We start from the raw sequence: 18,528 nt of genomic DNA on the forward strand, positions 1-18,528 counted from the left end.
CAGTCCGGGATGCCGCCCGGTCAGCCGGTGGGCGGGAGCCAGACGACGTCGGAGGTGCGCCACTCGACCGCGACCTCCCGGCCCGGCGTGACGTCCTCCTCGGCCAGGGCGGTCGGGTGGACAAGGACCACCACGGTGGTGCCGTCGCTGATGGACACCCGGACCTGCGTGGCGTGCCCGAGGTACACCAGCGCCGAGACGGTTCCCCGGATCGCGGTGGTGCCGTGCCGGCCGGCGTCGCCGGGGTGGGCAAGACGAAGGCGTTCGGGCCGCACTGAGAACGCCTCAGGCCTCCCGTACAGGCTCGATCCCACGGCGGCGGGGAAGATGTTCGAGGTTCCGACGAAGTTGGCGACGAATTCGCCGTTCGGGCGGTCGTAGATCTCCTTCGCCGAGCCGACCTGCACCAGGCGGCCGGCGTTGAAGACGCCAATCCGGTCGCTCATCGTGAGCGCCTCCTCCTGGTCATGGGTGACGAAGATGAAGGTGATCCCGAGCGAGCGCTGCAGCTCCTTGAGCTCGACCTGCATCTGCTGGCGCAGCTTGAGGTCGAGGGCTCCAAGGGGCTCGTCGAGCAGGAGCACCCGAGGCTCGACGACGAGCGCCCGGGCGAGGGCGACCCGCTGCCGCTGGCCGCCGGAGAGCTGCGAGGGCCTGCGGCCGAGGAAGCTGCCGAGCTGGACGCGGTCGAGTGCCGCCGCGGCACGCTCGCGGCGCTCCCGCTTGGGGACCCCGCGCACCCTCAGGCCGTACGCCACGTTGTCGATGAGGCTCATGTGGGGAAAGAGCGCATAGTCCTGGAAGACCGTGTTCACGTCCCGGTCGAAGGGCGCGCGCGCCGTGACGTCGGTTCCCTCGAGTTCGACCGTTCCCCGGGTGGGGGACTCGAAGCCGGCGATGAGGCGCAGCACCGTCGTTTTGCCCGATCCCGACGGACCGAGCATCGAGAAGAACTCGCCCTGGCGGATCTCGAGGTCGATCCCGTCGACCGCCGTCGTCTCGCCGAACTCCTTGGTGAGCCCGCGCAGGGAGATCGCCGGAACGTTGGAGGACACTGTCTTCACTCCTGGGTTGAGGGCCGTCTGGGTCATCGGGGCCGGTGCCTTTCCGCTGCCGGGGCAGCTGTGGAGGCACTGTGACCTGCCTCACTCGTCGAACTGCGCTAAAGCCTATGACCTTATATGTTTTATGTATAGACGTGGGCAGAAATTTCTCGTTACAGTGAGTCCGTGACCCAGCAAGCCGCCTCCGCCTCGCGGGGACTTGCCGCCGTTTTCTCGCCGCTGCGTTCGGCAGGGCTGGCCGATCAGGTGGTTGAGCGCATCGAGCAGGCCGTGGAGACCGGGCTGCTGGTGAGCGGCCAGCGGCTGCCGAGCGAGGTTGAGCTCGCCGCGGCCCTTGGTGTTTCCCCTGTCACCGCACGGGAGGCGCTCTCGAGCCTCCGGGCGCGGGGCCTGATCACCACGACCCGCGGCCGCAACGGAGGCAGTTTCGTCGCCGAGGACTTCCTTCCCTCAACCAGGGGAGCGCTTCAACAGCTCCAGGCACTCACCCGCCTGCAGATCAACGACCTCGGACTGCACTACTCGATCATCACGGTTGCCTGCGCCGGGATCGCCGCGCGCCGGGCCGACGCGACGGAGCTGGCCATCCTGCGGACCTACCTCCGCCCGTCGCAGGAGACGCTGCTGTCCTGGCGCCTCGTCGACTCTGAGTTCCTGCTCGAACTCGCCGCCATCGCCCGCTCGGCCCGCCTGGGCCGGGAACTGGTGCGACTGCAGGCCGACCTCGGAACCCTGACCCTGCTGCCCTACACCGACAAAGCCTTCCGCGAGGCCTCCGTCGGCATGCGTGCCGCCGTCGCCGACGCCATTGAGGCCCGGAACAGTGCGCTCGCCGAAACCACAACCAAGGAACTCGTCCACGCCCTGATCCACTGGCTGCTGGACGAGCATTCGCGATGACACTCCGCGCCCCCAAGGAGCCTTTCATGGCTGCAGAAAAGATCGATGTACCGGCACCCGTCCGCCAGGTGCAGTCCCTGATCGCCGGCATCGAGGTCACCCTCGAGAAGTGGGCACAGGATCTCGGCAAGGACCTCTCGGACCTGAAGGGTATGGTTGCCGGCGCGGCCATTGACGGCCTCGTGCAGCCCGCGGTGAAGGGACTGCTTGCCAGGGACAGCCCCGAACTCGCCGGAGCGGGCTTCATCGCCAACTCCGGGCTTGTCGGCCCCGACCGCAGCTACATCGCCTGGTGGCAGGGGCCCCAGCTGGAGCGCGTTGATGCGCTGGCGAACTTCAGCCCCAGCTCCATGGAGCGCTACCTCAAGGCCGAGTGGTTCCGGATTCCGGTGGAATCCGGCATTCCGCACGCGACGGGGCCCTACATCGACTTCCTGTGCACGGACGACTACGTCGTCACCTTCACCCACCCGGTCCGCAGGGAGGGCAGCGCGGAACTCGCCGGGATCGTCGGCACCGACGTCGCCGTGCGCACCCTCGAACAAAACCTCATCCGGGGCCTGCGCCAACTGGGGCCCGCAGCGTCACTCGTCAGCGCCGAAGGGCGGGTCGTTGTCTCCTCGTCGCTGTCCCTGGAGCCCGGGGACCTGATCTCCCTTGACGACGCTGGACTTTCCTACCCGGTGGGCCGGCGGTTCGCCATTGTGAGCGCGACGGAGGACGACGCGCCCCGGGGATGAACCGCTAGATGCCGAAGGGGTTCGCGTAGTGGACCGTTCCCGCCGGGAGCGCCCGCTGCGGGTCGAGCGACAGGGCCATGAGGGCTTCGTCGGGAACGTCGATGCTGAGCCGGATCCCGGAGGCGGAGGCGCGCTCGAAGCCGAACCGGGGGTAGTAGTCCGGGTGCCCCAGGACGACCACGAAGGCTTCTCCCATGGCGCGGGCGGCGTTAAGGGCAGCCTGGACGGCAGCCGTACCGGCTCCGGTGCGTTGGCGGGAGGGGATGACCGCGCACGGTGCAAGACAGAGCGCGGGGGCGTCGCCGATGGAGCAGCGGGTGAGCAGGGCATGCCCAACCGGCTCGTCGTCGGCTGTGGTCACGACGATGGACAGGCCGTCGATCCAAGCCGGGTCGCCGCGCAGGGCTTCGACGAGATTGGCCTCATCCTCGGTATCAAAGGCTGCCGCGTTGATTGCGTGAATCGCTTCGATGTCGCGCGGCTCTTCGCGGCGGGTCCGCCATGCTTGGTGTCGCACGTTCAGATCCTCTCGTTGATGCCAGGCGCTCCACCAGCTCCGGATGGACCCTGCGGCACGCAAATCCAACAGGCTTCTTGTTTCGGCCGGGAAAAGTCCCGCGATCGAACCCAGGCGGGTAGTCACACGGCGTTGTCGGGGGTACGTTCAGGCCAAGACGCGCTCCGGTGCAGCGGTTGCTTCGCCGGGGGCGCGTCCTCCCAACCAGTCCCGGGATCAGCATGAGCGAACGGAATGGAAGTCGCAAGCCGCGTCGGCATTGGAGCGTGCGCCGGATGCTGTGGTCGGTCTGGCCTGCCATGCCGGCGTCGTTGGGTGAGGTGCCGAAGCGTCTTACGCCGGCCGCCACGCAGATTCTCCGGCTCACTGTGGCAGCAGTGGTCGCCTACGTCGTCGCCGACATTCTCTTTCCCGGCATTCTCGACCTGACCGCACCGCTCACGGCTCTGCTGGTGGTTCAGGCCTCGACGGTCGGAACGCTCCTGATGGGAATGGTCCGGGTCGGGGCGGTGCTCACCGGCGTTCTCATCGCCATCGGCGTCACAGCGATGATCGGACTGTCCTGGTGGAGCCTGGGCCTCGTGATCGCCGCCTCCCTGACCGCCGCCATGGTGCTGCGGCTGGGGGACCAGACGCTCGAGGCGCCCATCAGCGGGATGCTGATCCTTGCGGTCTCGACACCCGGCATTGCGGCGGAGGTGCGCGTGGCGAACACCCTGATCGGCACGGTGGTGGGAATCGCGTTCAGCCTCGTGGTTCCGGTCGCGATCCCGAATTCGCGTGCCAGCGATGCGGTGCGGCGGGTCACCCGATCGCAGGCGGCGCTGATGGACGAGGTCGCACGGGCACTTGGTGATCGACCGCCGCATCCAGAGGAGGTGAAGGAATGGTACGAGTGGTCAGACGACATCGCCAAGGAACTCCGCACCGCGTCGGCCGAGGTGGAAACGGTGAGGGAGAGCCGCCGGTTCAACCCGCGCGCGCTCGCAATGGCGGTTGTGTACCCGGGGCTTCGCGCTGCCCTGAACCGCTTGGAGAAGTGCCTCGCCGCCGAACGGGCTTTGCTCGTCGTCATCGGTAAAGCGGCGCCGGCGGAGCGGAGCGGATTGCCCGACCCGACCGAGAGGGAGCTTCGTCGGGCGTTTGCGTTCGTGCTTGACGATCTGGCGAACGGGCTGCGCGCCTTCGGCGACCTCGTCGAAGCCGAGTATGGCAGCGGCATGGGGGAGCGTGCCGACGAGGCGCTTGAACATATGCTCGAAAGTGTCCGCGAGACCCGGGCCGTACTCACCGAGCTGATGCTCCTTGACGTTGATCCGCGGGAACAGAAGGAGTTGTGGATGCTCCAGGGCTCCGTGCTGGCCGCCATCGACCATGCGGTCTCGCAGCTCGACCTGGAGCACACCGAGCGCAGCACCAAGCCATGGCTGCAACGGATTGAAATCCCGAACCCCGGCATCGGCTGGCTGCCCAAGGTCGCACGGCGATCACCGCGGCGAGGGGGTTCGAGCCGCGCCTCCCGGAGCGGGGGCTGAGTTTCAGGGACTTGGCGTCATCGGCAGGCGGCGGACTCGGGGTGAAGGACGCCACCGCCCAGCTGGGTTGCCTAGCCCCGCCCTCTCCGCAGCGAATACCAGGAGCCGCCCGCAACCAGTGCGAGTCCCGCACCGGTGACGCCGAAGACTCCTGCCACCCCGGCGGACGCCGCGACAAGGCCCACCGCCGCGGGGATCGCCGACTGGCCCAGCCGGTTCGCGCTCAGCCGCAGGGCCAGCCAGGTGCCCTGCGTGCCCCGGGGTGCCTCAAGGGAAATCACGGTCATGGTCAGCGGCTGCCCGATGCCCAGCGCCACCCCCGCCACCACCAGGACGGCGGCCAGCGCCACCAGGTTCAGCGGCGCGGCGAGTGCGCCCACGGCAAGCGCCGACACCGCCGTGGAGAGGGCGATCAGTTCGGCCCGGCCGAACCGGGCCACGAGCGGCCCGAGGTAGAGCCGCGAGGCCATCGTTGCCCCGGCCCGCACGCTGAGCAGGATGCCGACAACGGCGGCCGGGATCCCGCGCTCCACGCCCAGCGCCGGAAGGTACACCGCGATCAGGTCGATGGCACCCAGCACCATGGCACTGACCACCATCGCCCCGAACAGCTTCCCCCGGGACCGGCGGGTGGTCCGGGTGAACGTGCTGCCCAGGCTGCCCCGGGGTATCTCCGGCCGCACCCCGGCCCTGCCCGTCCGCCGCGGGTGGCGCACCAGGGGGAAGGTGAGTACCAGCAGGACGATGGCGGAGGCGGTGTAGGCCAGGAACAGCGCCCGGGTGTCGGGCAGCACCCGGCCGCCCCCGAACACCGGAATCAACAACGGCCCCACGGCCTGCCCGGCCGACCCGGCGAAGGTGTAGAGGCCGAACGCCGCATCAAGCCGACCGGACTCTCCCTCGGCGATCCGGCTCTGCTGGCCCACTACGCACATGAGGTGCCCGAGCCCGAGCACTCCGTTCCATAGCAGCAGCAGCTCAAGGGATGACGACGCGAACACCAGCCCGGCCCCGGCCCCGGCCATGAGCATTGCGCCGCCGAGCAGCACCGCGCGTTGGTGCCCGGCGTCGGTGGCCCGGCCCACCAGGACGGCGATGAACAGCGGCAGGAGCGCGAAGCTCGCCGCGATCAGTCCGAGCAGCGCCGGCTCGACGCCGAGCTCCAGGGCGCGGTAGGCAGCGGCGGGACGCACGATATAGGCAGCCAGCTGGAGGAACATGGCGTGGAGGAGCAGCACCCAAGGCCACCGGCGCACTACCGGCCCCGCACCGGTGGCAGGGGCCGGGCGTTCAGCGCCCGGTCCAGAGGTAGAACTTCTCCGGCCGTCCGGCGCTGCCGTAGCGCGGAACGATGCGCACCTGGCCCTTCGTGACAAGGAATTCGAGGTAGCGGCGGGCGCTCACCCGGGCCATCCCGAGGCGCTCGGCGACCTCCGAGGCCGAGGCGCCGTCCGGCCGGGTCCGCAGGTCGGCGACGACGGCGTCGAGGGTGGGCGCCGACAGTCCCTTGGGCGTCGGGCCCTGCGCCGCGCGGACCGCCCCGGCCGGGGCCCCGGGGCCTGTGGGCCGCAGGAGCTGGTCGATGCGGTGCTGATCCAGCGCCGCCGCGCCCACCGAGGCGTGGGTAGCCACGGCCCGGTGGTATTCCACGTAGGCGTCGAGCCGCTGGTTGAGGACCCGGGAGTTGAACGGCTTCACCAGATAGTGGAGCACGCCGCCGGCCACCGCTGCCCGCACCGTCTCCAGTTCCCGGGCAGCGGTGATGGCGATGATGTCCACGGGATCCCCCGGCAGGTTCCGGGCGGCGCGCAGCACCTCGATCCCGGACATGTCCGGCAGGTGGATATCGAGCAGGACGAGCTGGGGCTTCAACAGGTCAACGAGTTCGAGCGCGCGGGCGCCGGTGTGCGCCACGCCGACGACGTCGAAGCCGCCGTGGGCCAGCAGGAACCCGGTGTGGACCCCGGCGACCTCGGAGTCGTCGTCGACCACCACGGTGCGGATCGGGCTCATGATGCCTGCAGGGGTCGGCCCGCGGGCTGGCGGGCGAGGAAGACGGTGAACTCGGCGCCACCCAGCAGCGACTCCTCGACGACGACCTGCCCGTGCCGGCGTTCGGCGATCCGCGTCACGAGGGCCAGGCCGAAGCCGCGGGTGCCTGCACTCCCGCCGTCCTTCGTCGAGAAGCCGGAGGAGAAGATCCGGCCAAGCACCTCGTCCGGCACGCCGGGGCCGTCGTCGGCCACGGTGATGCGGAGAATCTCCGGTCCGGATTCAAGGTCCACGCTGATCGTGCCGTCGGCGCCGACGGCCTCCATCGCATTGTCGATGAGGTTGCCGAGGATGGTGACGGCGTCGGTGGTGCCGTCGGGCTCGAGGGTGGAGGTTTCCGTTACCGCGAGGGTGATGTCCTTCTCGGCGCAGATGGTGCTCTTGGCCATCAGCAGGCTCGCGGCGTCGGGATCGGTGATGCCCGGGGCGATGCTGCCCGAGATCAGGGCGCCGCCGTGGCCGGAGCGGGAGATGAAGTCGACCGCCTGCTCCGTGCGGCCCAATTCGAGCAGCCCGGACACTGTGTGCATGCGGTTGGCGAACTCGTGGGCCTGCGCGCGCAGGGCGGCGGTGACGTCCCGGGCGCCGTCGAGGTCCGTGAGGAGCTGGTGGAGTTCGGTGCGGTCGCGCAGGATCATCACGTTGCCGACCCGCTTGGAGTCGACGACGGCGTCGGTGGTCCGTGCCAGCAGGACCCGCTCGCCCACGAGGACCGTCTCGTCGACGTCGCCGGGGGAGGTGAGGAGCCGGGCCAGGGCGGGATCGAGCACCGCGGAGGCGTGCCGGCCGGTGGCAGCGTCGTCGAGCTCGAGCAGCCGCTTGGCCTCGTCGTTCATCAGGGCGATCCGGCCGGTTTCGTCGACGGCCACCATTCCCTCGCTGATGCCGTGAAGCATGGCATCGCGGGTCTCCAGCAGGGAGGCGATTTCCTCGGGTTCGAGCTTGTAGATGCGGCGCCAGACCAGGCGGGAGATATAGATCGATCCGGCCGAGCCGACCAGCGCCGCAGCCACCAGCCAGATCAGCAGGCGGGGGAGGTCCTCGAAGAGGTCCTCCCGGAGCTCGGACTCAAGGGTGCCCACCGAGGCCGTGCCGATAATCTCGCCAGCCGCGGAGTAAATCGGAACCTTCACGCGCCACGACTCCCCGAGGGTGCCGGTCTGCGTACCGACGTAGATTTCGCCGGAGAGCGGGACCGACGGGTCGGTGGACACGACCTTGCCGATCAGCTCCGGGTTCGGGTGGGAATACCTCACCCCGCGCTCGTCGGTCACCACCACGTACGTCACCCCGGTGGACTGGGCGATCAGATCGGCGATCGGCTGGATGGTGGCGCTGGGCTCCGGGTCGTCGAACGCCTCGATGATCGAGGGCAGCTGCGCCACCGACTGCGCCACCCCCACCATGCGGTCCTCATACTGGTCGCGGATCTGCTGCATCTGGCTCGCGACGGCCGTTGATCCGGCCACCAGGACGACGGCGAGCACGATGAACAACTGCAGCAGGAACAGCTGGAACCGCAGCGACATCGTCCGGACCATGCGCCCATTGTGGCACGGCAGCGGGCCGCAGCGGCGCGGAATTCCGCCTGATCGCCGGGACCATAAAGACCAATACGAGCGTTACGACCGTATTCTTCCGATGCCTTTGACACGTTCCTACGCTGAAACGAGCGTGGTGATCCACATCACATCTCAAGGAAGAGACACCCCCATGAAGATCAACCCAGCCGGCCCGCGCCGAACCACCCTGACAGCACTCGCCCTGGCATCCGCGCTTGCTCTTTCGGCCTGCGGCTCGATGACCGAGAGCACCACCGGGAGCGGCGGCGGCGACGCCATCGACAAGCTCAACATTGTGGTCCCGGCCGACCCGGGAGGCGGCTGGGACCAGACCGGCCGCGCCATGCAGAAGGACCTGCAGGACAACGACCTCGTCGAGACGGCCTCCGTGGTCAACGTCGGCGGCGCCGGTGGAACCAACGGGCTGGCCCAGCTCGCCACCGAGACCGATCCGAACACCCTGATGGTCATGGGTTATGTGATGGTGGGGGCGGTGGAGACGAACAACGCGGCGAACCGGATCGAGGACACGACGCCGATCGCCCGCATGACGGACGAGCCGCTCGTCGTCGTCGTCCCGGCCGACTCGCCGTACCAGAACATGCAGGACCTCCTCGATGACATCGAGGCCAAGGGCCAAGGCGTCTCCATCACCGGCGGCTCCGCCGGCGGCGCCGACCACATCCTCGCCGGCATGGTCCTCAAGGAGGCCGGTATCGCCCCCGACAAGCTGAATTACATCCCATACTCCGGGGGCGGGGAATCCCTCGCCGCGCTGCTGGGCAACAAGGTCAACGCCGGCATCTCCGGCGTCGGCGAATACGCCGAGCAGGTCGAGGCCGGCAAGCTGCGTGCCCTCGCCGTCTCCGGCGACGAGGCCGCCCCGCAGCTTCCCGAGGTCCAGACCCTCACCGATCAGGGCATCGACGTGGTGCTCACCAACTGGCGCGGCGTCGTCGCACCGGGGTCGATCGACGAGGCGCAGGCCGACAAGCTCACCGAACTCGTCACCGACCTCCACGAGACCGAGTCCTGGAAGACGACCCTCAAGGAGAACAACTGGTCCGATGCGTTCCTGACGGGTGAGGAGTTCGACACCTTCCTCACCGAGGACATCGCCACGGTGAAGACCACCCTGACCGAGATCGGCCTGCTGTAGCCATGAGCATGTCAACCTCCAGCCCCGCCGGGAGCGGCACCGCCGCCGCTCCCGGCCGGCCGATCGGAGAGCTCATCTTCGCGCTCATCGTGATCAGCGTCGGCGTGGTGGGATTCGTGGCCGGGGCCTCCATCCAGACCCCGCCCTCCGCCAGCGATATCGGCCCCAAGGCCTTTCCCTACCTGGTCTCGGGCATGCTCGTCCTCGTCGGGGCAGGTCTGGTCATCCAGCTGCTGCGCGGCGGAACCGGCGTGCCGGAGGAGGGGGAGGACGTCGACCCGAACATCGCCACCGACTGGGCGACCGTCGGGAAGCTCGCAGGCTTCGTCCTGCTCCACTCCTTCCTGATCGTGCCCCTGGGCTGGCCCGTTGCGGCCGCGGTGCTGTTCTTCGGGGCCGCGTGGTCCCTCGGCGCCCGGCCCTGGTTCCGCAACCTGATCACCGCCATCGTCCTGGCACTCGTCCTGCAGTTCGTCTTCGCCGGGCTGCTCGGTGTCTCCCTGCCCGCGGGCTTCCTTGAAGGGTTTGGTGTCTTCAGTGGATAACTTCATGAGCCTGCTCGAAGGCTTCGCCGTCGCGGCGCAGCCGATGTACCTGCTCTTCGCACTGGGCGGGGTGCTCGTGGGCACCGCCGTCGGGGTGCTTCCCGGCATCGGGCCCGCCATGACCGTGGCGCTGCTGATGCCGCTGACCTACAGCCTTGAGCCGACGGCGGCCATCATCGTCTTCGCCGGCATCTACTACGGCGGCATGTACGGCGGCTCGACCACCTCCATCCTGCTCAACACTCCCGGGGAGTCCTCCTCGATCGTCACGGCCCTCGAAGGCAACCGGATGGCCAAGGCCGGCCGCGGCGCCGCGGCGCTGGCCACCGCGGCGGTCGGCTCGTTCATCGCCGGCACCATTGCCACCGTCCTGCTGAGCTTCGTGGCCCCCTACGTGGCGGCATTCGCCGTGCAGATCGGTCCGGTCGAGTACGTCGCCCTCATGGTCGTCGCCTTCCTGACGGTCGGGGCCCTGCTGGGGTCTTCGGTGCTGCGCGGCCTCGCCTCCCTGGCCCTTGGCCTGTTCATCGCCACCATGGGCTTCGATTCGCTGACAGCCCAGCAGCGGTACACCTTCGGCAGCCCGTTCCTTGCCGACGGGATCGACGTCGTCCTGGTCGCCGTCGCGCTGTTCGCCGTCGGCGAGGCGCTCTACGTCGCCTCCCGGCTGCGCCACGGGCCCATCAAGGTCATCCCGGTGACCGGTGGCTGGACCAAGTGGATGCGCAAGGAGGACTGGAGGCGCTCCTGGCGGCCGTGGCTCCGCGGCACCGCCATCGGCTTCCCCGTTGGCACCATCCCGGCCGGCGGCGCCGACGTCGCCACCTTCCTCTCCTACGCCTCCGAGCGCAAGCTCGCCAAGGGCGCCCGGAAGAAGCAGTTCGGCAAGGGCGCGATCGAGGGCGTCGCCGGACCGGAGGCCGCGAACAACGCCGCCGCCGCCGGTGTGCTGGTGCCGCTGCTCACCCTCGGCATTCCCACGACCGCCACCGCCGCGATGCTCCTGGTGGCGTTCCAGCGCTACCAGATCCCGGTCGGGCCGCAGCTGTTCGAAAACGACAGCGCGCTGGTGTGGGCCCTGATCGCCAGCCTCTATGTCGGCAACCTCATGCTGCTGGTGCTCAACCTTCCCCTGGTTGGCATCTGGGTCAAGATCCTCCAGATCCCGCGGCCCTACCTCTATGCCGGCATCCTCGTGTTCGCCGCCCTGGGCGCGTTCTCGGTGAACTTCACGCCCATTGACGTGATCATCCTCCTGATCCTCGGCATCCTCGGGTTCTTCATGCGGCGCTACGGCTACCCGGTGGCACCCATGGTGGTCGGGCTGATCCTCGGCCCGATCTTCGAAAACCAGCTGCGGCGCTCCCTGGCCATTTCCCAGGGTGATCCGGTGGCGCTGGTCTCCTCGCCGATCGCCGCGGCTATCTACGTGGTGCTGATCATCATCTTCGTCCTGTCCTTCTGGATGAGGAAGCGGCAGAGTGCGATGGAGGCGGAGACCACCGCTGACCTCGAGGGAGGCGTCGATGACGGCGCGGATACTCCCCGCGCGACGGTCGCACAGGGCGGCCCGGACGCCGATGGGACTTCGGGTGCGGCACCCGCGGGGCCCGGTGATCCGGCGGAATCCGCCCATCCGGGTGCGGCGGCCGGTGTCCCCGGCGCCGAGAGCGCTCCCGGGCCGGACACGGTGTCCGGTGGGGCCCACTCCGGAGCCTCAAGCACCAAGAACCGAAAGGAAAGCCCATGAGCACCATCGTTGTCGGTTACGTGCCTAACGCCCTTGGAGACGCAGCGGTTGACGAGGCGATCCGCGAAGCACGGCGGCGGGAAGCCAAGCTGGTCGTGGTGAACACCACCCGCGCGGACCGGCTCGTCGACCCCGGCTACGCCGATGACACCGATGTGTCCCGGCTGGAGGGAAAACTGGCGGCCTCGAACGTTGACTACGAGATCCGGCACGGCACCTCCGACGCCACCGCGGCCGAGGAGGTCCTCGAGGCCGCCGAAAGCCTGGACGCCGAGCTCCTGGTGATCGGGCTGCGGCACCGTACGCCGGTCGGCAAGCTCATTATGGGCTCCACCGCGCAGACGATCCTGCTTTCGGCCCGGTGCAACGTGCTGGCGGTGAAGCTGCCCTAGGGCCGGCCCCCGGCGCTGCTCCGGCCGGACCCCTCGGCGGTGCCGGGAGGTCCGGCCGGACCCAGATCGACCCTCACCGTTGTGCCACCGCCCGGGGTGTCGGTGATCGAGATGCTCCCGCCATGGGCCGAGGCGATACGGGCGCAGGTCGCAAGGCCGATCCCGGTGCCTGGCGGGTCTCCCTCGCGGGACAGCCGCACCAGCGGCTCGAGGACCCGGGTGCGGTCCTCGGCGGCGATGCCCTTGCCGTTGTCCACGACCGTGAGGACCTGAGTGTCACCGGTCTCGGTGAGCACCGCAATGCGTGGGGCGGTGCCGGGGCGGGAGTACTTGATGGCGTTGGCGATAAGGTTCTGCAGCAGGGCACGGAGCAGCGTCGGGTCGGCGACCAGTTCGGCGTCGACGGCGGTGATGCCCGCCCTGGAATCCTGCACCAGCGGCAGAATGTCCTGCCGGACGGCATCGACGGCGGCGGCCAGCGGAACCCGCTCCCGCGTGACGCTGCCGCCGACCCGGGAAAAGTCGAGCACCTCCTGGACCGTCTCGAGCATCCGGCCGGCGCTTCCCCGGATGATCCGGAGGTAGCCGGCAGCGGGCCCCGACACCGAATCGTCCTGCTCGCCGAGTTCCGCGTAGCCGAGGATGGCCGTGAGCGGGTTCTTGAGGTCGTGGCTGACCCGAGCCGCGAAGCCGGCGAGGTCCTCGTTGCTGCGGCGGACGGTGGCCAGTGCGTCGGCGAGCTGCCGGGTCCTCAGCTGCAGTTCGAGCACCTCGATGACCTGCGCTGCCAGAATTTCGAGACCCTCCCGGCGCTCCGGATCAAGCTCCTGGCGATTGGTGGTGAAGACGCAGAGTGACCCCAGGGCTGCACCTGCGGGGGAAACCAGCGGGACCGAGGCGTAGGAGCGGATGCTGGACTTCACTCCGTTGACGAAGGGATTGTTGACGAAGCGGTGGTCCCGGGCGGCGTCGGGTACCACTGTGATCTGATTCGACTGGAACACCTTGGAGCACATCGAGTCCTCCCGGGAGCACACCTCCGGCTCGACGCCGTGCGCGGCGATCGTGTGCTGCTCATCGGCGGTGATGATGTTGATGGCACCCGAGGCCATTCCGGTGATTTGCACCGCGAGACGGACCAGGTTCATCAGCTCCGGCGGAGGAGAGACCTTGTCGGAGGTGCCTTCTGCTGCGCTGGAGGGAAGCCCGTAATCGCGCAGCACTGCCTGGCGGGAAAGCTCCTCGAGGTGGGGCTGATCGACAAGCGCATCCTGCATTGCTCCCCTTGGGTAAATCGAGACCGGGTCAGGAATACCCCAAGTTACCGCATCGGGCCGATTCCGGCGCTGTCGGCGAGGAGAGGCGGCGGGTGCGTTCGACAGGCGTGGGCCTACCGGGAGTAGGCGTCGTACCCCTCGACCTCGAGTGTGCGGCGGAGTTTCGTCAGGCCGCTCTGGATGCGGGACTTCGCCGTGGGGACCTTGAGGTTGAGGGCCTCGGCGACCTCGACATAGGTCAGGCCGCCGTAGTAGGCGAGCCGGATGGCCTCGGCCTGGTGGTCGGTCAGGGAGGAGAGGCACCGGCGGACCGTCTCGGCCATGAGGGAGCGGTGGACCGTTTCGTCGATTGAATCGTGTTTGAGCGCACCCATTTCCTGGGCGTGGCGCGCACCGCGTTCGGTGGCACTTTGTTCGCTGCGGACCCGGTCCACCGCCCGCCGGTGGGCGAGGGTGAGGATCCAGGTCTGGGGCGAGCCGAGGGAGGAATCGTACTTTCCGGCCGACGTCCAGACGAGCAGGTAGACCTCCTGGACGATCTCGGCCGCCATCGCCGGGTTCTTGATCACATTGAGCGCCACCCGGTAGACCCGGCGGACCGTCTGCTCATAGAGGGACTCAAACGCCGGCTCGCTGCCGCCCGCCACGTCCTCAAGGAGCCGCAGCAGGGTGGGGGTCGTTGAGCCTTTGTCGGTCATGGCTGCCGGGTTCCTGAGTCAGCGCATGCGCTGGCAAACGGATGCGCACCCGTCGCTTGAGTGTTGCCCGGCATGGAAACCTGCTCTGTTCGTGGACTCGACCTTCACGGAAGGGTGGAGGTCCCGACCGCGGCCTGCCGCACGGACAGCCCGCCCATCCACTCCCCAGCGAAGGATTCGAGTATGACATTTATCTAGACAATCTAGCAATACACCGGCTTAGTTTTTCTCTGAGTGCGATCCAGACGCGGACACAAGCGGTTTCACTGGCTCTTCGGCATGGATAACCGTCGCCGCGCCTTGCTGTACGCTGTGCTGAAAACCGCGGATGCGGGGGATCCAATGGGGGAGAACATGGGGAGAGCTGGCGCGCGCGTGAGCGCGCTGTTGACTGTCGGAGTACTGCTCTCGGGCTGTAGCGTGTTCGGCCCCGGGCCCGGCCCGGAGGCGGAGGATTCCCCAGCGCGGCCCGTCGCCTCGCCGGAACCCGCCCGGCCCGTCCCCGCGGCCGCAGAGCCGACAGTCCCGGCGTCGACGGCTCCGGCCGAGCCGCCCGCCGCGCCGGAAATGTTGCCGCCGGCGGAACTCGAGGCCCGGGTATCCCGTCTGCTTGACGCACAGGGCCAACCGTTCACCCTGATGCCGCGGGACCAGCTCGCAGCGGGGACGGATGCCGCCAAGATCATCTTCGACAATGCCGTGGTGGACCCCGCGGAGTGCGGGGAGACGGCGAGGAAGAACCTGGGGCAGATCCCCAGGGACATACCGTCAGCGTCCGGGGTCAGCGCCCCGGATTCCTTCGGCTCGGTGACCGTTGTCGCGATGGCATCGGTCGATGATCCCGCAGTGCTCGCTCACGGGCTGAGCCTTGACACCAGCCAGTGCGCCCGGTTCACCGTCAAAGTTCAGGGCCAGGGGGTGGCGGTCACGATGGATGAACTGCCCATCGATCCGGTGGGTGGGGAGACCGTGTCCTACCTGCTCACTCAGGACCTGCCGACAGGCCACACAATGTTCATCATGGCGGTGACGGCAATCGACGGCACGTCCACCGTGTCGGCCCAGCAGATCGGATTTACCGAGCCCGACCTGATCGCCCAGGATGAGCTCCGGCGCCTTGCCGGGGAACTGCTCACCGGCGCAGCCTTCACCGGGTAGTTCAGCCCATATCGGCGTACCGTTTCGCCCGCCCGAGCGCCTCCCGCATCCCCTCGGCGTCCGCCGGGATGACGTAGGCGGGTGTGTCGCGCTGGAACCGCCAGCCCTCGGCCAGCGGCCCGGCGTCGATAACGTCGAAGCCGAATTCATCGATCATCGCCGCGACCGTGGCCTTCGCCGCCTCGTCGTTCCCGGCGATCGGCAGGGCCCGCCGGTTCGGCGTCCCGGCGGGCGATCCCTCCGGAAGGTCCGCAAAGTAGATGTTGTTGAAGGCCTTCACGACGCGTGCCCCGGGCAGCTGCGCCTGGATCAGTTCGCTGGTGGTGGTGCCCTCGTCGTCGAGTTCGGGGATCCGGCCGTCCCGCTGGGGGTAGTAGTTGCAGGTGTCGACGACGACCTTCCCCGCCAGGGCCTCCGCGGGGAGATCCCGGTAGCCCTTGAGGGGGACCGTGACGACGACGATGTCACCGGCTCCCGCCGCTTCGGCGCTGGTGGCAGCCCGGGCCCGCGGGCCGAGCTCTGCCACAAGGTCAGCCAGCGTCTCCGGGCCGCGGGAGTTGCTGAGGATCACGTCGTAACCGCGCGAGACAGCCAGGCTTGCCAGCTGGGACCCGATGTGGCCGCTGCCGATCAGGCCGAGTGTCGTGGTGTGTTTGCTCATGCCTCATCCAACCCGGTTTCCCGACGCGCCGTCCACCCTCGACGCAGTCAGTCCGGCGCCCGGCGCCCGGCCGCGAGCTGGTCGGTGAGTTCGGCGAGCTGGGCGCGCACCGCAGCGAGTTCCTGCCGGACGGCGGCCGCGGAGTCGTCGGCCGATCCGGCCGAAACGCTCTCCACCAGCCAGGAGGCCACGGTGGCGGTGACGACGCCCAGGACCGCGATGCCGAGCACCATGAGCCCCGAGGCAACCAGCCGGCCGGGCACCGTGACGGGGAAGTGATCCCCATAGCCCACGGAGGTCACGGTCGTCAGGGACCACCAGAGGGCATCGCCGATGGTGAGGATATTGCCCTCCTGGGTATCCTGCTCCACATCGAGCACCGCCAGGGCGCCGGCATACGAAAGGATCGCGGAGGAGGTAAGGACATACAGCGCCAGCCGGCCGCGGAGCGCGTCTCCGCCGGCCCGGTTCAGCACCCGCAGCAGGGTCAGCAACCGCAGCAGGCGCAGCGGCCGGAGCATGGGCAGGACCAGGATGAGCAGTTCGTGGAGGTTCCGGAGCAGCCAGCGCCACTGCCGCTCCGCCAGCCCGAAGTTCACCAGGAAGTCCAGGAGGAAAACCGCCCAGATGGCCCAGTTCACGGCGGCAAGCAGGGAGGACTCGGCCGGACTCAGCGGAAGGATCACCTGGACCGAATAAATCAGGAGGAAGAGGACCGCGGCCCCTGCCAGGGGCCACTCGGTGCGTGCCCGCCACATCTCAGAAGTCATAGCTGAATCCTAGGGTGGTCCCTCCGCCACCCGTATCTGTGGCGATTCGGATACCGCTTTGTAGAATGCTCAGACGTCCATCTCCCCGCCGCGCCACCACGCGGTCCGACGAAGGGTCAACCGTGCCGCATCCCCAGCTTCCTCCGGTCGTCGTCATGGGGGTGCAGGGCTCCGGCAAGACCACGGTCGGAACCCTGCTGGCCGCCCGCCTCGGCGCCGACTTCGTCGACGGTGACGACCTGCATTCCGAGCACAACCGGAAACTTATGGCAGCAGGCACGCCCCTCACTGACGCCGAACGCCTGCCCTGGCTGCGGGCCGTGGGCGAGAGGCTCGCGCAGGGCGGGGACTCCGGCATCGTCGTGGCCTGCTCGGCGTTGAAGCGCTCCTACCGGGACCTGCTGCGCAGCTTCGCACCGGCCGTGGTGATGGTCCACCCGCACGGGCCGATGGAGGTGGTGGCCGAACGGGTCGCCAATCGCCGGCATCAGTTCATGCCGCCGTCGCTGCTGGTGTCCCAGTACGAGGTTCTGCAGACCCTGCAGGAGGACGAGCGCGGTGTCACCGTCGACCTGAGCCTGCCCCTTGAGCAGATCGTGGACCAGGCCGCGGACTATGTGAGGGGCCTGGCCGCCGAGGAGGAGCCCCCGGGCAGTGACCGGGGAAGAGTACTCGGGGAATAAGGTGCGGGCCCGGGACGCTACCCGGGGATGAAGAAAATAGGTTTCCTGTCCTTTGGGCACTACCAGGATGTCCAGGGCTCCTTCGTGCCGACGGCACGGGATGCCCTGCAGCAGATGGTGGAGCTCGCGGTCGCTGCAGAGGAGGTCGGCGTCGACGGCGCGTTCCTGCGGGTCCACCACTTCGCCCCCCAGTTCGCCTCGCCCTTCCCGCTGCTGGCGGCGATGGCGGCCCGCACCAGCCGCATTGAGCTGGGAACGGGCATCATCGACATGCGTTACGAGAACCCCCTGTACATGGCGGAGGAAGCGGCCGTCACCGACCTGATCAGCAACGGCCGGCTGCAGCTCGGAGTCAGCCGGGGATCACCCGAGCCGGCCCTGCGCGGCTATGAGAGGTTCGGGTACGTGCCGGCCGAGGGGCTCTCGGACGCCGACGAGGCGCGCCGGAAGACGGCCATCTTCCGCGCCGCCATCGCCGGGGCGGGGATCGCCGACGCCGACCCCCGGATGACCGGGTCGGCGGGGCAGCTGGCCATCGATCCCCAATCCCCGGGACTCAGCGGGCGCATCTGGTGGGGGTCCGGCACCCGCGCCACCGCACGCTGGGCGGGGGAGCAGGGCATGAACCTCATGAGTTCCACCCTGCTGACCGAGGATACCGGGGTTCCCTTCGATCAGCTCCAGGCTGAACAGATCGAGGTGTTCCGCGCAGCGTGGGCCACGGCCGGGCACGCGGGAAGCCCGCGCGTGTCGGTGAGCCGCAGCGTGTTCCCTCTAGTCACTGACGAGGACCGCTACTACTTCGGCGTGAGGGCGCAGCTCGAGGCCACCGACCAGGTCGGCAACCTCGGCGGCGTTCAGGCCCGCTTCGGCAAGAGCTATATCGGGGAACCGGATGCCATCGCGGCGCAGCTCGCCGCCGATGCGGCGGTGCAGGCCGCGGACACCGTCCTGCTGACCATCCCGAACCAGCTCGGCGTCGAATATAACGCGACGCTCCTTGAGAGCATCGTCCGGCACGTCGCGCCCGCGGCGGGCTGGCGCTGAGCCGGCGGCAGGGCCGCG

General features: G+C 68.8%; 19 protein-coding genes. 10 read left to right on the forward strand and 9 right to left on the reverse strand.

Annotation, left to right across the window (positions count from 1 at the left end; all coding sequences use genetic code 11):
• Window positions 1-20: 20 nt before the first annotated feature.
• Window positions 21-1,091, reverse strand: coding sequence for an ABC transporter ATP-binding protein (locus E2F48_RS05595; RefSeq protein ID WP_133403019.1), 1,071 nt, complete (start codon window positions 1,089-1,091; stop codon window positions 21-23).
• 138 nt (window positions 1,092-1,229) lie between these two features.
• On the opposite strand from E2F48_RS05595, the gene E2F48_RS05600 reads away from it, so the two are divergent.
• Window positions 1,230-1,964, forward strand: a complete 735-nt coding sequence (locus E2F48_RS05600; protein ID WP_133403020.1) for a FadR/GntR family transcriptional regulator — start codon at window positions 1,230-1,232, stop codon at window positions 1,962-1,964.
• Window positions 1,965-1,990: 26 nt separating this feature from the next.
• Window positions 1,991-2,704 (forward strand): cache domain-containing protein, encoded by a 714-nt coding sequence (locus E2F48_RS05605; RefSeq protein ID WP_133403021.1) that lies wholly within the window; start codon window positions 1,991-1,993, stop codon window positions 2,702-2,704.
• 4 nt (window positions 2,705-2,708) lie between these two features.
• Here E2F48_RS05605 and E2F48_RS05610 read toward each other — a convergent pair whose 3' ends face one another.
• The gene (locus tag E2F48_RS05610) at window positions 2,709-3,221 is read right to left on the reverse strand and encodes a GNAT family N-acetyltransferase (RefSeq protein ID WP_133403022.1); all 513 of its coding nucleotides are present in this window, start codon (window positions 3,219-3,221) and stop codon (window positions 2,709-2,711) included.
• Window positions 3,222-3,541: 320 nt separating this feature from the next.
• Here E2F48_RS05610 and E2F48_RS05615 point away from each other — a divergent pair, with 320 nt between their 5' ends.
• Complete coding sequence (locus tag E2F48_RS05615; protein WP_165968699.1) at window positions 3,542-4,756, forward strand: FUSC family protein; 1,215 nt, start codon at window positions 3,542-3,544, stop codon at window positions 4,754-4,756.
• A 71-nt stretch (window positions 4,757-4,827) separates the two neighbouring features.
• Here E2F48_RS05615 and E2F48_RS05620 read toward each other — a convergent pair whose 3' ends face one another.
• The 3 genes from E2F48_RS05620 to E2F48_RS05630 are packed head-to-tail and all read right to left on the reverse strand — an operon-like array spanning window position 4,828 to window position 8,349.
• Window positions 4,828-6,012, reverse strand: coding sequence for an MFS transporter (locus E2F48_RS05620; RefSeq protein ID WP_133403024.1), 1,185 nt, complete (start codon window positions 6,010-6,012; stop codon window positions 4,828-4,830).
• 34 nt (window positions 6,013-6,046) lie between these two features.
• The gene (locus E2F48_RS05625; protein ID WP_133403025.1) at window positions 6,047-6,769 is read right to left on the reverse strand and encodes a response regulator; all 723 of its coding nucleotides are present in this window, start codon (window positions 6,767-6,769) and stop codon (window positions 6,047-6,049) included.
• Entirely contained in the window at window positions 6,766-8,349 is a 1,584-nt protein-coding gene (locus E2F48_RS05630) for an ATP-binding protein (protein WP_133403026.1), read from the reverse strand. The genes E2F48_RS05625 and E2F48_RS05630 overlap by 4 nt, the downstream gene beginning before the upstream one ends.
• Window positions 8,350-8,521: 172 nt before the next feature.
• Here E2F48_RS05630 and E2F48_RS05635 point away from each other — a divergent pair, with 172 nt between their 5' ends.
• Genes E2F48_RS05635 through E2F48_RS05650 form a run of 4 tightly spaced genes read left to right on the forward strand, consistent with a single transcriptional unit; the run spans window position 8,522 to window position 12,216 of the window.
• Entirely contained in the window at window positions 8,522-9,529 is a 1,008-nt protein-coding gene (locus tag E2F48_RS05635; protein ID WP_133403027.1) for a Bug family tripartite tricarboxylate transporter substrate binding protein, read from the forward strand.
• An 8-nt stretch (window positions 9,530-9,537) separates the two neighbouring features.
• Window positions 9,538-10,074: a tripartite tricarboxylate transporter TctB family protein gene (locus E2F48_RS05640; protein ID WP_133403028.1), complete on the forward strand. Its 537-nt coding sequence runs from the start codon at window positions 9,538-9,540 to the stop codon at window positions 10,072-10,074.
• Window positions 10,067-11,824: a tripartite tricarboxylate transporter permease gene (locus E2F48_RS05645; RefSeq protein WP_133403029.1), complete on the forward strand. Its 1,758-nt coding sequence runs from the start codon at window positions 10,067-10,069 to the stop codon at window positions 11,822-11,824. The genes E2F48_RS05640 and E2F48_RS05645 overlap by 8 nt, the downstream gene beginning before the upstream one ends.
• Window positions 11,821-12,216: a universal stress protein gene (locus E2F48_RS05650; protein WP_133403030.1), complete on the forward strand. Its 396-nt coding sequence runs from the start codon at window positions 11,821-11,823 to the stop codon at window positions 12,214-12,216. The genes E2F48_RS05645 and E2F48_RS05650 overlap by 4 nt, the downstream gene beginning before the upstream one ends.
• On the opposite strand, the gene E2F48_RS05655 is transcribed toward E2F48_RS05650, so the two are convergent.
• Both E2F48_RS05655 and E2F48_RS05660 read right to left on the reverse strand, forming a co-directional pair.
• Window positions 12,213-13,493 carry a GAF domain-containing sensor histidine kinase gene (locus E2F48_RS05655; protein WP_133403031.1) on the reverse strand — a complete coding sequence of 427 codons (1,281 nt, stop codon included), beginning with the start codon at window positions 13,491-13,493 and terminating at the stop codon, window positions 12,213-12,215. The two genes, E2F48_RS05650 and E2F48_RS05655, sit on opposite strands and share 4 nt — an antisense overlap.
• A 113-nt stretch (window positions 13,494-13,606) precedes the next feature.
• On the reverse strand, window positions 13,607-14,191 hold the full coding sequence (locus E2F48_RS05660) for a sigma-70 family RNA polymerase sigma factor (RefSeq protein ID WP_133403032.1): 585 nt from the start codon (window positions 14,189-14,191) through the stop codon (window positions 13,607-13,609).
• Between the two features lie 375 nt (window positions 14,192-14,566).
• Here E2F48_RS05660 and E2F48_RS05665 point away from each other — a divergent pair, with 375 nt between their 5' ends.
• Window positions 14,567-15,349 (forward strand): hypothetical protein, encoded by a 783-nt coding sequence (locus tag E2F48_RS05665; RefSeq protein WP_133403033.1) that lies wholly within the window; start codon window positions 14,567-14,569, stop codon window positions 15,347-15,349.
• Window position 15,350: 1 nt separating this feature from the next.
• Here the strand turns inward: E2F48_RS05665 and E2F48_RS05670 are convergent, their stop codons facing one another.
• Both E2F48_RS05670 and E2F48_RS05675 read right to left on the reverse strand, forming a co-directional pair.
• Window positions 15,351-16,010 carry an NADPH-dependent F420 reductase gene (locus E2F48_RS05670; protein ID WP_133403034.1) on the reverse strand — a complete coding sequence of 220 codons (660 nt, stop codon included), beginning with the start codon at window positions 16,008-16,010 and terminating at the stop codon, window positions 15,351-15,353.
• Between the two features lie 47 nt (window positions 16,011-16,057).
• Window positions 16,058-16,780 (reverse strand): potassium channel family protein, encoded by a 723-nt coding sequence (locus tag E2F48_RS05675; RefSeq protein WP_133403035.1) that lies wholly within the window; start codon window positions 16,778-16,780, stop codon window positions 16,058-16,060.
• 122 nt (window positions 16,781-16,902) lie between these two features.
• Here E2F48_RS05675 and E2F48_RS05680 point away from each other — a divergent pair, with 122 nt between their 5' ends.
• A complete protein-coding gene (locus E2F48_RS05680; protein ID WP_246018534.1) occupies window positions 16,903-17,463 on the forward strand; it encodes a gluconokinase in 561 nt (186 codons plus the stop codon).
• 27 nt (window positions 17,464-17,490) lie between these two features.
• Window positions 17,491-18,510: an LLM class flavin-dependent oxidoreductase gene (locus E2F48_RS05685; protein ID WP_133403036.1), complete on the forward strand. Its 1,020-nt coding sequence runs from the start codon at window positions 17,491-17,493 to the stop codon at window positions 18,508-18,510.
• Window positions 18,511-18,528: the final 18 nt, after the last annotated feature.

Origin of the sequence: Arthrobacter crusticola, from assembly GCF_004357995.1 — a bacterium.
GTDB classification, from domain to species: domain Bacteria; phylum Actinomycetota; class Actinomycetes; order Actinomycetales; family Micrococcaceae; genus Arthrobacter_D; species Arthrobacter_D crusticola.